Origin of the sequence: Entomobacter blattae, from assembly GCF_014672835.1 — a bacterium.
Lineage (GTDB): Bacteria > Pseudomonadota > Alphaproteobacteria > Acetobacterales > Acetobacteraceae > Entomobacter > Entomobacter blattae.
The window spans coordinates 1045384-1057988 of record NZ_CP060244.1; the positions used below are offsets into that span (position 1 = coordinate 1045384).

The 12605-nt window shown below is 43.9% G+C and carries 13 protein-coding genes; 6 read left to right on the plus strand and 7 right to left on the minus strand.

What is annotated here, in order from left to right; all coding sequences use genetic code 11:
• Positions 1-37: 37 nt before the first annotated feature.
• Positions 38-685, minus strand: coding sequence for a PadR family transcriptional regulator (locus JGUZn3_RS04675; RefSeq protein ID WP_203414518.1), 648 nt, complete (start codon positions 683-685; stop codon positions 38-40).
• A 1398-nt stretch (positions 686-2083) separates the two neighbouring features.
• Here JGUZn3_RS04675 and JGUZn3_RS12585 point away from each other — a divergent pair.
• The gene (locus JGUZn3_RS12585) at positions 2084-2206 is read left to right on the plus strand and encodes a hypothetical protein (protein ID WP_275402854.1); all 123 of its coding nucleotides are present in this window, start codon (positions 2084-2086) and stop codon (positions 2204-2206) included.
• Here JGUZn3_RS12585 and JGUZn3_RS12840 read toward each other — a convergent pair.
• Complete coding sequence (locus tag JGUZn3_RS12840; protein ID WP_203414811.1) at positions 2168-2305, minus strand: hypothetical protein; 138 nt, start codon at positions 2303-2305, stop codon at positions 2168-2170. The two genes, JGUZn3_RS12585 and JGUZn3_RS12840, sit on opposite strands and share 39 nt — an antisense overlap.
• A 1440-nt stretch (positions 2306-3745) precedes the next feature.
• Here JGUZn3_RS12840 and JGUZn3_RS04690 point away from each other — a divergent pair.
• The 4 genes from JGUZn3_RS04690 (at position 3746) to JGUZn3_RS04705 (ending at position 5673) form a co-directional block, all read left to right on the plus strand.
• The gene (locus tag JGUZn3_RS04690) at positions 3746-4153 is read left to right on the plus strand and encodes a hypothetical protein (protein ID WP_203414519.1); all 408 of its coding nucleotides are present in this window, start codon (positions 3746-3748) and stop codon (positions 4151-4153) included.
• A 1-nt stretch (position 4154) separates the two neighbouring features.
• On the plus strand, positions 4155-4376 hold the full coding sequence (locus JGUZn3_RS04695; RefSeq protein ID WP_203414520.1) for a hypothetical protein: 222 nt from the start codon (positions 4155-4157) through the stop codon (positions 4374-4376).
• A 213-nt stretch (positions 4377-4589) separates the two neighbouring features.
• Positions 4590-5084 (plus strand): hypothetical protein, encoded by a 495-nt coding sequence (locus JGUZn3_RS04700; RefSeq protein ID WP_408871757.1) that lies wholly within the window; start codon positions 4590-4592, stop codon positions 5082-5084.
• 301 nt (positions 5085-5385) lie between these two features.
• Positions 5386-5673 (plus strand): hypothetical protein, encoded by a 288-nt coding sequence (locus JGUZn3_RS04705; RefSeq protein ID WP_203414521.1) that lies wholly within the window; start codon positions 5386-5388, stop codon positions 5671-5673.
• Between the two features lie 758 nt (positions 5674-6431).
• Here the strand turns inward: JGUZn3_RS04705 and JGUZn3_RS04710 are convergent.
• Together JGUZn3_RS04710 and JGUZn3_RS04715 are read right to left on the minus strand one after the other, a co-directional pair.
• A complete protein-coding gene (locus JGUZn3_RS04710) occupies positions 6432-6710 on the minus strand; it encodes a superinfection immunity protein (RefSeq protein WP_203414522.1) in 279 nt (92 codons plus the stop codon).
• A 231-nt stretch (positions 6711-6941) separates the two neighbouring features.
• Entirely contained in the window at positions 6942-7220 is a 279-nt protein-coding gene (locus JGUZn3_RS04715; RefSeq protein ID WP_203414523.1) for a hypothetical protein, read from the minus strand.
• A 990-nt stretch (positions 7221-8210) separates the two neighbouring features.
• On the opposite strand from JGUZn3_RS04715, the gene JGUZn3_RS04720 reads away from it, so the two are divergent.
• The gene (locus JGUZn3_RS04720; RefSeq protein WP_203414524.1) at positions 8211-8801 is read left to right on the plus strand and encodes a hypothetical protein; all 591 of its coding nucleotides are present in this window, start codon (positions 8211-8213) and stop codon (positions 8799-8801) included.
• A gap of 412 nt (positions 8802-9213) precedes the next feature.
• Here the strand turns inward: JGUZn3_RS04720 and JGUZn3_RS04725 are convergent, their stop codons facing one another.
• From JGUZn3_RS04725 to narJ, 3 genes are all read right to left on the minus strand, one after another.
• Positions 9214-10977, minus strand: a complete 1764-nt coding sequence (locus tag JGUZn3_RS04725) for an alginate export family protein (protein ID WP_203414525.1) — start codon at positions 10975-10977, stop codon at positions 9214-9216.
• A gap of 77 nt (positions 10978-11054) precedes the next feature.
• Positions 11055-11756: a respiratory nitrate reductase subunit gamma gene (gene narI / locus JGUZn3_RS04730; protein ID WP_203414526.1), complete on the minus strand. Its 702-nt coding sequence runs from the start codon at positions 11754-11756 to the stop codon at positions 11055-11057.
• An 81-nt stretch (positions 11757-11837) separates the two neighbouring features.
• Positions 11838-12602: a nitrate reductase molybdenum cofactor assembly chaperone gene (gene narJ, locus JGUZn3_RS04735; RefSeq protein WP_203414527.1), complete on the minus strand. Its 765-nt coding sequence runs from the start codon at positions 12600-12602 to the stop codon at positions 11838-11840.
• Between the last annotated feature and the right edge of the window lie 3 nt (positions 12603-12605).

The window sequence follows — 12605 nt, forward strand, 5'->3', positions numbered from 1 at the left end:
GTTAAATACCCAATCTAGGCTAAATATCCAATTTGGGCTAAATATCCAGAATGTCCTGGGTGGTCTTTTTTAATAGGGCGATGAGGGCTTTCTCCTGTTCGGGGGAGCATCCTTTTTTTTGATGTAGGGCCTCTTTAAGGGCTTTACGAGCCTGGAAATACTCCGTATGGCCTTCGTGGGCGGGATCACCTTCTGTGTAGAAAGTATCTTGCCATTCAGCCATTCTTTTTCCCATCGAAATGAGGGTGGCTTTCAACTGGTTGGCTAGCTCCCTTTGTTGGTCCAGGGTGTGGTGGCCCGCTTCTGTTAGGGCGTAAAGTTTTCGGGATCCTTCCTGATTCACCGTGGCGTATTCCGCTTCTTCCAGATAGGTTAAGGCCGGATATATCATTCCCGGGCTGGGCTTGTAAAACCCTTGAGAAAGGGCTTCTAGACGAGTGATAAGCTCGTATCCATGCGCGGGGGCTTCTGCAAGCAGGGCTAAAAGAAGAAGTTGCAAATCTTCAGAGCGCAACTTACGCCCTAACCGCATGGGAATGCCACCCTCTCTTCTGCTGCCCCCTTTAAAGGGATGCCGGTGCGGTTTTCTTTCCTGAGAATGATGGCGAGCATGCGCAGGGTCAAAAAAGGGATTACGGGTCAAAGGGTGATGGCGTTTTTTCATTTTAAATAGTTTTATCGTCATTAATAAAAGTCCTTATTATATCTTTGGATATATATCTTAAAACATATCTAAAGATATAAATCAAGAAATATTTTTAGTCTCCTCGGAGTTTCTTTCTTCTTCACGGGTGTATTTTTTGTTCTCCACTCGGGTAAGGGTAAGGTTTTTCGGTAAAATATTCCTGTTTTATGGGAAAAAGGAGGGGAAAGTGGGCTTAGTCCAGAATGTTTTTAAAAAAGGAATTATTCTTTTTTTGGGGTTAGAGAGACCTGGCTTTTGGGTAGAGAACCCTAGCAGGCAGGTATGTGAGGATAAAATGGAGGGTGGGCTTCGTTGGGTTGAGTATGGGTCTTGCAGGCAGGTATATAAGGCAGATGTATGAGGATAAAACTTGGGAGGTCGTCTTTTCAAAACAGTAGTCTATGGATTTTGCAATGCTCTCCATCAGCAGAGATATGAGCGGGGGTATTTTTTATTTTGTAAAAGATCGGGGCCTAATCTGTTTTCACAGATGCTTTTTCCTATTCACAGAGAATTTTTCGTATTGATAGAGAAATAGAGATTTTCCTTTGAGTATGGGGGCTCTCTCTATCAAACGTGGGCGGGAGTCGTAAAGCGGGAATATGACTTATTCTTTTGAGAATGAAGCTTCAGGAAAGGGTGTTATCCGCTGTTCAATGGGGCTTCTTAAGGGGTAAGGGGAATTACGACCTTCCCCACAATCAACAGGGAATTAAGGAAGAAACTCATTCCGGCATTTTCTGCTTCAGTTATATGAAACACCTGTTTATGAAGATATGCTATTTGTCACTGGACACTCCTCTTTTCCTATAAGTGTCTGCTTCAAGTAAGAGTCTGGTTACAACACATGGCGGACGTACGAATAAGCGTAATGGGAAGCTGGATTTATTTCTGCTTTCTTCTAATCACCAGTTGCTTTTAGAGGCCAAAATGATCAAGTATCGTATGATCAAGCATTGTATTCATCGTGGTTGTAAGGACTCTAATAACATGAGCTATATGCCGCTTGCCCAGACCTGATTACACCGAGAAAGATGAGCGCTTTGAGCTTATTGGCGTTGATTCTAGAACAGATCTCTGTCTTTCTGAAGTGGTTATTCCCCTTTGTGAGTAAAGCTGAGCGTAGGATGGGGGACGTCCAGTTTTAGAGCAGAGCTTTACTCAGGATCCCTCAGCAAGGGGTAGAGCAGGCGGGTATATAACGCCCATTAATCCTATAAATTTGAGGAGCTCCTACAGGAGGGATCATTTGCAAGGTCCCCTTTTCAATCGGCATGATAACGTAGCACCCTTAAAATTTTTATGCACGCTGGGGTATGTCTTTCCTTGGGGTATGCCTCTCCTGTTGGTGTGGCTTTTCTCCTTTTAGGTAGGGCTTTCGTGGACGTGGGGTACAGAATGGCAGCCAGTTTAGGAGATTTTTATGAAAAGAAAGGGATTTTACACCTCTGTGTAAGCTTTGAAGGGGCTGACTATTCAGTATTACTCAGCCAATCGGAGCGTCTTAACCTTCTCGCGTAACTGAATAGCTGCCTGAACCATATGACGCAAGGAGGGAAGAACCTCTTCCCACCGCCTTGTTTTAAGCCCATAATCTAGATTAATCCAAAGTCGGTTGATTAGGTAAGGTTTTCATCGCTTTTTCCATCAGTCGTACCATTTGCGCCTGAGGGGGAATAGCGGGCGAGCACATATCATACCCAGGGCATAAACCCCAAAGCCCCATACCCCCAGGACTGAGAGACTGAGGAGATGAATTGGGTGAACTCTCAGCTTTGCAAGACGAATGATGACAGATGATCGAGACAGGCACCTTACTTTCGAAGACCTTACCCTCGAACAAGTATGGTAAAAAACCATAAGACTCTCTTTTTTATAAAGAGATTTTAATGTCTTGGTCATTCATCGATTTTTAGGGATATCAATCCTTAGGGATTTAGCCTTTTATTGCTAGAGTAAATTTTAATAAAAATTACCCTATGATTTATGATCATCTTTATAAGATTTTCCTATTATTATTCTCGATAAAGGCATAGATTTTTCATATAAAAAACACATACTCAAACTAAAGTTAAAACAGAAGGATATAAGGTTAAAAAAAGTGGCTTAAAATTTTCTAAAAACATCCTTCTGCCGTCTTCCTTTAGGGGAAGGCGGTTTTCTTTTGGGAAAAGAGCTCATAGTGCTTGATTATTATTGAAAAAGGTGGTTTTTGCTTCAGAGCCTTCAGAGCCTTCAGAGCCTTCAGAGCCTTCAGAGCCTTCAGAGCCTTCAGAGCCTTCAGAGCCTTCAGAGCCTTCAGAGCCTTCAGAGCCTTCAGAGCCTTCAGAGCCTTCAGAGCCTTCAGAGCCTTCAGAGCCTTCAGAGCCTGAAATTTCTGCTTGAGAAGTTAGCCCTTTTTGCGGGAGACAGAGCAGCAGTATTTTATGAAGCGGTATTTTATTAAGAATAATTTTGATGGAAAATAGAAATTTTCGTCCCCTTTAGGAAGTAAAAGTAAGAGAATTAACTTTTTAAAACTTCACATTTATGCTATCTATAAAGAATAAAGTAATCATTTTCTATTAACTGCTTACAAATTCATTGATCTGCCCTTTCTATAAGGGAGAAGTGTAATAAAAAGGGCAGTAGTGGTGGGTTTTTCCCTCCTTGTCATTACTTTATAAAAGAAGCTTTTTCCCCATCCTATCAGCCCAAGTGGAAACCGTATTCAAATGCGGTTTGAAGAATGTTGTCCTATTTTGAATAGCCTATTTTGAATAGACAGGGCATCAAAATCATAGGCTTCCAATAAAATATCAAAGAAAATTACAGGAAAGGTCGATGTTGACCGGTTTTATATTGCAAGAGTGATTTTTCTCTCTTCCAAGAGACGCATCCTGTGAAAGGCATAAGGCTGATGAAAATCATTTAGCCCTTCATATTTCATGGCCTTGATAAAGGCCATTATTGGGGTTCTGTTCCAAAAAAAGTCGGGGAGGATGGGCCTTAAAAAGGCTTTAACATTTCTGTTATTTCTCTCTTTTTCTATAGAGAGGGTTTTTTTGAGAAGAGGGGGTTATGTTTGTTTTTTTTAAAAATTTGGCAAAAAGGCTAGTACAGAAGGAACACTGGTATGCCGAGTTTTGGTCATCCATTGTTTTTATTTGTTATGCCCTATGGGCTAAGGTGGATATGCCTGAGGCTCATAGGGAATGGCCACCGGATTTAGGGTTTACCCATGTATTGCCCGATACGGTATGGCAGGGAATTATGCTGGTAACAGGAGTTGGACAGTTGATTTCATTAGGGGTTGAAAAACCCTTTTTAAGGGGGTTTTTCTCGGTGTTGGCTTTTTGGTTGGCATGCTGGGTTACCCTGAATATTTATTCTTTTGGATACGGGTTTCATCCTGGGCTTGCGCTCTCGCTTGGTTGGGCTGGTGTGAATGTATTTGCTTTTAGCCGCAGTCTCGGAGGGATGAGATGATATGGATGCTTCACAACTTGCCTGGCTTGCTACTCATCATCCTGATATTTACCTGCTTATTACACTTTTACCCGTTTTTGGCATGTTTATACTCCATGCCCTGCACAGTGTTATTCGCTTATATTTTGATTATAAGCGACAGAAATTTATGTTTGAGCGGGAAGTGGCAAAGGATGATGCCTGTAAAGACAAGACCTGTAAAAATAAAAATAATAAAGGTTAAAAAAGGTTTCTATACCTTTATGTTAGCCTAACCGGACATGGGTGAACCCGGTATGAGTGAACCCGGACATGTGTGAATATAGATGCAAAGGCCGTATGGGGGCGCTTATGGAGCCATAAGCGGTATGTGTCATGGGAATGGTATAATATAGAGGACAATCAAAGGTCAGCATCTGAATAATGGCAATCACCCCGAAGGGTGATTTTTTATTGGATGAAAACAATGCTTATCACAAACGGATATGGGTTAGATATTTCCCATATAAAAAATGGGGTTGTAAGCCCTGCCCTTAAAGCGGTTGGCCTTGATGAGGGCGCTGCTATTAATTTGGTGACAGGTACCGCTATTGCTGAAAGCCATTGCCGGTATTTATACCAATTTGGGGGTGGCCCTGCCCTGGGTTTGTGGCAGATGGAACCAGACACTCATAAGGATATCTGGGTCAATTTTCTTTATTACCACAAGGATCTTGCGGCAAAAATAAATTTTCTTATGACAGCCCAGGATAGAAAGCAGCAACTTGTTACGAACTTGGCCTATGCTGCCGTTATGTGTCGTATCCTCTATTTACGCTCATCCTTGGCTCTGCCCAATGCAGCCGATGCCAAGGCCCTAAGCCTGTACCATAAACAGGTTTACAACACAGCGCAGGGGAAGGCGGATCCAGAAAGAAATGTCCAGTTTTTTGCCGATGCCATTGCCGCATAAATAAGTGCGGTAATAGTTCATTTGCAAAAGGGTCCCATCTGCAAAAGGGACGGTATGGAAGATTACCCTCCTCTCATGGGGAAGATGGCTTCCACATCGCTCCATCACATGCGCTGTTCCAGATTACTCTTCCCCCGTGGGGGAAGATGTCGTGGGGCTGGCTTTTAGGCCAGTGTGCGCAAAGGTTACCCTTATCTTCGTGGGTATGGGAGAACCGATGTCGATTGTTCTATCCCGTACCAAATTATCCCTTCCCCTTGTGGGTAAGGAAGGGCTTCCCAGGAGAAAGACTAGGAGAAAGATGATGAAACCATCGAAAATGGCTACCACTTATTTGCTTGGTATTATGCTGGCGGTCGTCAGTGGAGATATGAATCTGCTTCCCTCAGATATTTCCTGTTATGTTGCACTTTTGGTGATTATTTGTAATTTGATTGCCTCCCATGTTAAGCCCCCGCAAGAGGGCAGCAAACTGGTCTATGCTTATCAGATGATCAGCTGGTTAGCGGGCAATTTCGGTTGGGCACAAAATAAAATCAAACAAGAAATGAGGGAAAACAACCCCCCTCTAGTAGGGAAAAACCCCTAGAAGGAAGATCTCTACAGCCACCAGCCTATAAAGCTGTTGAGAGTCATGACAGAGACTTGTTGTTACAGGAAGGGTACGCTGTTTATGTATAAAGGTAAAGGAGCATGCTGGGTTTTGGGAGGAACCCTGTGATTGTGCATCTTTTCCGGTGTGGTCATCCCAGTCTGGCAAACAACGTATTCCTCAGTCTCCATTGCCTCTTAATGGGTGCAGATCTTGCTTTTTTGTTTGATTACACTCAATTTTAATCACACTTCATGAGGGGTAGAGTTTTCCCTCGCCTATCGAGGGCGTAGCGTGCATATGCGTATTTCTTCGCTGTTCAACATCCCTCTCTTGCCCATCGGGTGCGTAGCCTCTGTCTTTACCAGCTGGCCCTGTCTCTCCTTTCTCTCTTGTCAGATCTATGGCTAAGCACAGGGGGGCAAGATGAGAAGGCCCGGACACAAAATATCTGAGTCAGCACAATTCTGAGTCAGCACAATTCTGGGTCAGTCCAATTCTGGGGCAGCATAATAATGGGCTTTCCTTTGGTCAGCTTGAGAATATTACCCAAGCAATATTCTCGGCATATGTGCTTTAGAACAGGCTCTATAAATAGGTATCTTGGGGCTGTTACGAAGGGTATTTGATGAAAGCCCACACGAGCATTTTTTGTTATATGTTGCAGAAAAATGCTCGTGTTTTTACCCGTAAAGGTCAATGGGCCATCTGTTTGGTACAGAGCTCTTTTACGGTTTTATACGCCCTAAAAAGGGCTACATATCAATAATTTTCCCCTTTCCCTCCGAGGGGGAAGAGGGGCCTTTACCATTATTGACGATAATCACCTTGTTAACATCGCTTAAAGCCCAAATTAATGCCAGAATCCAGCCAAGGGTTGTCCACCCTGAAAGAAGGTTGAGCAAAAAAATATTTTTAAGGTTAGGGCGTTTTTTATACCAGGCAATAAGGGAAGGCACAAAATAGGCTATACAGCCCATAAGGAACAAAACGAAAAGGATGAGCAGAAAAAGAATATTATCGTGGGTGATCATGGCCAGACAGTGATAAAAAACAAAAAAGAGTAAAAACGGATGAACGCAGAAGAGTATATCAGAATATTAAACCATAGTCTGTGGAAAACGATAGGGAATAAAAAACTCCTTCTTCTTAGGGAGAAGAGTAAGTGAGGAGAGACTAAAGCAAGAAGGCATTAGACGAAAACGGCTGCTTTTAAGCTTAGCACCAGTAAAGAGAACTGAGTAAAGACAACCATATTGCCGGTATTAAGGTTTAAGGTTGTATTCCCGTAGGCAAAAATGCTGCCCACAATAGCTTGCTCTTGTGCCAAAAGAAGATGGCCCAGATGAAGATGAACCTAAAAGAAGATGGGCCCAAAAAAGATGGGCATAGTGAGAGTCTGCATGAGGTGTTGGCTTTGAGGGAAAGGTGTTTAGCACATCATGGCCTGTACCAAAGATATTGTCTTTACCAAAGGTAATGTCATGAGACCGATAGAGTACGTTATCGTCTAAACCGGAATTGGCAATGCCCGATATATCCAAGCTGAAGTAGACGTTTTTTTCCGAGAATTGATGTGAATTTTTGTTTGAGGTTACCATAAGTGCTGGAATGAGGCGCCTTACCTTCTGCTATTGGATTTTCTTCTGCTGGGTTTTCTACATTTGGGCTTTTACTATCCCTATGCTTTACTACCTCTATTGAGAAGGGTTAGGCCCATCATGGTCTACCCCAATAGAAACCGGGGTTTCACGGCTTGTTGCTATCGGGAGGGAGGCCAGCTGGGAATGTCCTTCAATACATCATCGAGTGGGATATGGAAAGCCACAATGGTGTTAGAGCCAGGGTTGGTGGCATATAAGGGTGAATGATCAGGAGAAGTAGCCAGTACCTGGTCATTATCAAAGGGGCCCAGTTTAAAGTTTAAGTTTTAAAGTTTTAGTCAGCAAATCCTGGTACCGTTGGTTTGTGTGCCTTTCGGGGAAATATGAAGGCTTCTATCCTTACTACGATTGACCCGATACCCAATAAGAGCATTCTTGCCAAGCTCGACATTCTCAGCTTGACATTTTAGGCGCGATATTCCGGGCTCAATATTATTTTAGTTAATCATTATTTTGGTTAATATAGTGAGAGTTGTATAGTAAAATCAGAATACTTCCCGTATCGTCATCTCCTTTGGTGATGAGCATGGGCCATGCATTGGCAAGTTCTGCCTATCGGATCATGGCTTGGGCAAGAATATGGGTTTTAAGCTTTGGCATGGTTTAATTTTAAGCTTTGGCATGGTTTAAATAGAGTGGCTCTACGGAGCAGTACTAAAGGAATATTGGGGAAAAAAGCGTATCAAATACTCTCTGCAGGGGAGCTTCTTTACCATTTCCAGTGAGAAAAACGGTGGTGTTGCTGGTTGTGTTTGGGTCGGACATAGGTTGGAAAAGTGCCTTGCATTGCCTTTTGAAGGTACATTGTTGATAGAAGCGGATATCAGGGCTGGGTATTTGAAACCTGATCGGTTGAAATAGGGAGGGAAAGTGAAAAAAGCATTGTTGTCTATTTGGATTATGGTGTTTTTACATGTTATTAGTCTAAATTTTAGTTACGCCAAACAAGCAGCTGATCTAGGAACTTACTCATGCACTACTGATAAGATTGATCAATGTAATACCCATGGTAGTATAGTCTATATACATATACTAGAATTAAGGCGTAAGTTTCATTATTTAATTGGTAGTAAGAATGATAAAATTGTTTCCTATTTGTATAATGGGAAACTATTTAAACAGTTTGGGGACGTTTTTACAGCTTTTGTAACAATAAAGCAAAATGGTATTTATTATTACCTTACCGGTTCAAGATATCAGTCACTGTTTGAAAAAGGTATAGCTGTTTTTACGGAGAAGGGGAAGATGGTGGGGGCTGGTATTCTTTACTATCCTTGTGCTCCAGTGGGTACAGAGGGTTGTAGTAAAAGGGCTCATTTTGCGATTTACGTTAAAGACATCCCGAAGAAAGACGAGATTGTGACCAATATGAAAGCGTGGATTAATGGGATTATGAAACTGGACAGTTTTGAAAGCAGTCATATCCACCTTGAAAAGGTTGATGTGACGACTCTTCCATAAAAGAGGTGATGTATATGAATAGCTATGTGTACCATATTGCATTTCTTGTAAGGTACCTGATAACTTGCAAGGTATATGATAAAGAGAGTAGGCGATCAGTGCATGGTGAGCCACACTCTATGGTGGCAAGGTGGGCTTAGCGTATATGTATAGGTATTCAGGAAATAGTTTCTATAACGTTATTATATTTCTTTATTGTGAACAAAGTATTATGAACAAATAAGTTTTCTTATTCAACGTGATGTTAAAGAAGAGCTATTATTCCAAAGCATAATAATAGAAGAGTATCCTATTTAAATAAAAATAAGGGATTAAACAAAAATAAGGAACATTTTTGAAAGGGCCAAAAGACAAACGGAGGATCTACCCCCCCTTAGAAGGGTTTTCTACCAGTAAAGGGCCCTCTAGGGGATTAGAAGGAGAAATCCAGTGTTTGCATATAAAAGACGCTGCTTTTTCCGCCGGCTTTATGCACACCGTGCGAGGCAATAAAACCTGCAAAATCATGGGTCCAGGTGAAATGTGGTAGAAAACTCCAAGCCACTTTGAACTGGGGGATAGATCCCACAAAGCCGCCTTGCAGGTTATCTCTAAAGCTGTAAATTTTCCCTACACTGTATAGGCCATCGTTGGTGCTAGCACGCCAGAAGGTAGGGACATGCAGTTTTAGGAATACCCCTTTGGTAGGGTTATAAGAGATGAGGGGTCCCGTGCTGATGACATTGGTAGAGGTTAGGGTTGTGGTCAGGTCATTATAGTCTGGCAGGGGAAAGTAGGGAGCCTGGAACCCTCCGACAGAGCCGCTTTTTTTGTTGTAGTTTCCGCCCGAGAAATAGTCACTTTGCAGGCCGATAGAAAGTTTTCCTGGTACATCTTTTTCGTTAAAATGATAGGAAATGGTGGAGTTAAAGGCATAGGCCCGCACTGGCCTGCTTTGGCCCTGATTGGCCGGGCGCACTTCACCGCCTTGGTAGACACCGTCAATATCAATAGAAAACGGCCCCACATTGCCCCAGAGCCGTGAACCAATATTGTCCCTGCGAGAAGAACCACTAAAGGTGCTGGCTCCCCCAAGAGGGGTGGCGGTGGCAAAGCTTGCTGGTGTGCCCCCATAAAGATAGCCATAAAAGAAGACATCAAAAAACAGTTGGCTTTTTTTATCCAACGCTTGAAAGTCTGGCAAGGCATAGCTGGTATAGGCCCCATACAGGCGGGCATTCCAGTTGGTGGTATGGGCAAAGGCATCGGTGTCTGAAAGATTGGTTTGCCAGAGGTCAAACACTTCAAATCTAAAACGCTCCCATCGGGCATAGCCACGGAAACCATCCCATGTCTGGTTCAGGTTGGTAAGGTCGCGCTTGGCTTGAAAGGCTGGTGGGGCATCCAGAAAAAACATGCGCCCTCCAATGGCCCCAACCTTTGCCCCTAACACTTCTCCCTTAACTTCCAAGATTCCTTGCTGCAGATCAATGCGTGAGCGTTGAAAGCCAGTGGCATAGCCCCATGTGTTAGACCCCCCCGCATCCGCATGCACAAACTGAACGTAGGTGTTAATATGGGGGCCAATTCGCAGATTAGCTCCGAAAAGCTCTCGGTTCAGCACGCGGCTGGCATTGCTCACACCGGCTTGCCCCATTTGGGGGTGGCTATCAAAAATATAGCGCAACCGTGCCTCCCCGCTGAGGGTAAGGTAAATATCGCCATCGTCATTGAGGGGAATATATTTTAGGGAGGTAAGAAAATCTTTCTGGTCTTTGCCGCACAGCCCCCCCCAATCCAGGGCCCAGTCGGCATTGCCAATAGCACCCATTCCACTGGCCGCACCATTTTGAGCGCTAAACACGCCATATTCTTTTTTAAATGCCTCCACCATAATATCCTTAGCCGTCATCGTAGCGGGTTTGGAAGCAGAGGAAGAAACACCTCCCGCGGAAGCTGAAGCCAAGGAGGAAGTCAGGGTTTTGGAAGAAGTAGAAGCGCTAACCGGTGCAGGCGTTGGAGAGGTGGTTGATGCCAGCTTTGCTGTTTTTTCTGTTTTTCCAAAAATCCATTGGTTTTGTGGGCAAGTTTGCCCATACCCAACCCTAGACCAAACCGTAAGAGCAAGAAGCGAAAAAATCGTGTGGGAGAAAATCCCTGTTGTTTTTTGACAGAGTTTAAAAACAGGGAAAACCATAAGAACGCTCCAGTTCATAGGGGATGGTGTTAAGGGCTTAGGAAGGAAGACAGTATTTTACGGCCTTGAAAGAAAGGCTAGGATTGCAATTTTTTAAGTTTAGTTCTGACAACCTGATAGCCTGGGCGAAGCAAATACCATACGGGTGCGCTCCAGATATGGACAAGACGTGTGAAGGGGAAGATCAGGAATAAGGTCATGCCCAAAAACAGGTGCAGCTTGAAAATCCAGGGCACATCCATCACATAGGCGGAAGCCCCGGCCTGGAAGGTCACAATCCCCTGAGCCCAATGCATGAATTTGACCATTTCTGATCCATCCAGATGCTGGCCAGAGAGCGGTAGGGTTAACAGCCCTAAGATAAGCTGGGCATACAAGGCTAGGAGCACCACAATATCAGCCGTAGAGGACGTTGCCCGGATACGAGCTACAAACAAGCGCCGATGGATGAGCAAGGTCAGCCCAATAAAGGCGGCAGTTCCAGCAATACCTCCAACTATCATGGCCATAACCTGCTTGAACCCATGGCTGATATGTAAGGCATCAAGCACCCAGAATGGGGTGAGTAATCCGACAAAATGCCCGAAAAAAAGAATAAGAATACCAATATGAAATAGGTTGGAGCCAATCATCAACTGGCCACGATGCAGCAATTGGCTGGAGCCCGAACGCCAAGTATATTGGGAATAATCGTAACGTGCCCAGCTGCCCAGGATAAAGACAGTAAAGGCAATATAGGGATAAAATCCGTATAAAAATGTATTTAACCAATGGCTCATTGGTCGACCCTCTTCAAATAATTTTGTTGTTTTATCGTAATATTTTGTGTTGTATCATAATATACAGACCCATTAGACCCATTACGCTGGCTTTGCCTTATTGGCGGCCTGGATCTTAGCCGTTGAAGTCTTAGCCCCCTGGGTTTTAACTATCGGTGTTTTAACCGTCGGTATTTTAACCGTTTGGGTCTTAACTGCTTGGGTCTTAACTGCTTGGGTTAGCTGATCAGCATAGTTTTGAGCCAGTTCAGTTAAGGCGGCAAGTACTACGGCATAGGGGGAATCGCGTTTTTCCAGCCGCTCGGTAAGGGCCTTAAAAATAGCCAAAGGTTCTACCAGGGTGGTTTTTACCTTTTCCTGCGGAGCAATGGACAGGAACTCAAGGAACAGGGGTAGGTAATCTGGCAGTTCATTGGTGACGTTAAAAACCTCATATTGCTCATAAAGCTGGCTTAGGCTCACCATGGCCTGCCCACGCGATTTGCTTTCCCCGTGGATATGCTCGAATAGGTGGAGTGAAAGTTCTCGTGAGCGATCAAAAAGCTCTACATATTGTTCTTGCAGGTCGTAGAGGTTGGTATTGGCCATTTGTTTGATCAGGGCGGTAATCTTTTGCTGTGAAGACGCAGAGAGCAGCTGCTCGTTCTCGATGGCTGCAATCATTTCCTCCTGGGCAGCCTGCATTCCTTTTGTTGGATAGGAAAGGAGGATAGAGAGCACCCGAAAAGTTACGCCCTGCGGTTTTGTCGTCCCTGGTTGTGGGATGTGCATCTTTGTGGGGTTATCGCCCCCCTCCTCTGGCGGATGCGCCAAAGAGGGGGAGGGAGAAGGTTGCTTATGAGACATGGC

Bases quoted from the DNA above. Each gene is read 5' to 3' on its own strand.
- JGUZn3_RS04705 (WP_203414521.1), top strand. From the start codon at position 5,386: ATGATGAAACCATCGAAAATGGCTACCACTTATTTGCTTGGTATTATG.
- narJ (WP_203414527.1), bottom strand. From the start codon at position 12,602: ATGTCTCATAAGCAACCTTCTCCCTCCCCCTCTTTGGCGCATCCGCCA.
- JGUZn3_RS04710 (WP_203414522.1), bottom strand. From the start codon at position 6,710: ATGATCACCCACGATAATATTCTTTTTCTGCTCATCCTTTTCGTTTTG.
- JGUZn3_RS04675 (WP_203414518.1), bottom strand. From the start codon at position 685: ATGACGATAAAACTATTTAAAATGAAAAAACGCCATCACCCTTTGACC.
- JGUZn3_RS04700 (WP_408871757.1), top strand. From the start codon at position 4,590: ATGAAAACAATGCTTATCACAAACGGATATGGGTTAGATATTTCCCAT.
- narI (WP_203414526.1), bottom strand. From the start codon at position 11,756: ATGAGCCATTGGTTAAATACATTTTTATACGGATTTTATCCCTATATT.
- JGUZn3_RS04725 (WP_203414525.1), bottom strand. From the start codon at position 10,977: ATGGTTTTCCCTGTTTTTAAACTCTGTCAAAAAACAACAGGGATTTTC.
- JGUZn3_RS04695 (WP_203414520.1), top strand. From the start codon at position 4,155: ATGGATGCTTCACAACTTGCCTGGCTTGCTACTCATCATCCTGATATT.
- JGUZn3_RS04690 (WP_203414519.1), top strand. From the start codon at position 3,746: ATGTTTGTTTTTTTTAAAAATTTGGCAAAAAGGCTAGTACAGAAGGAA.
- JGUZn3_RS12585 (WP_275402854.1), top strand. From the start codon at position 2,084: ATGGCAGCCAGTTTAGGAGATTTTTATGAAAAGAAAGGGATTTTACAC.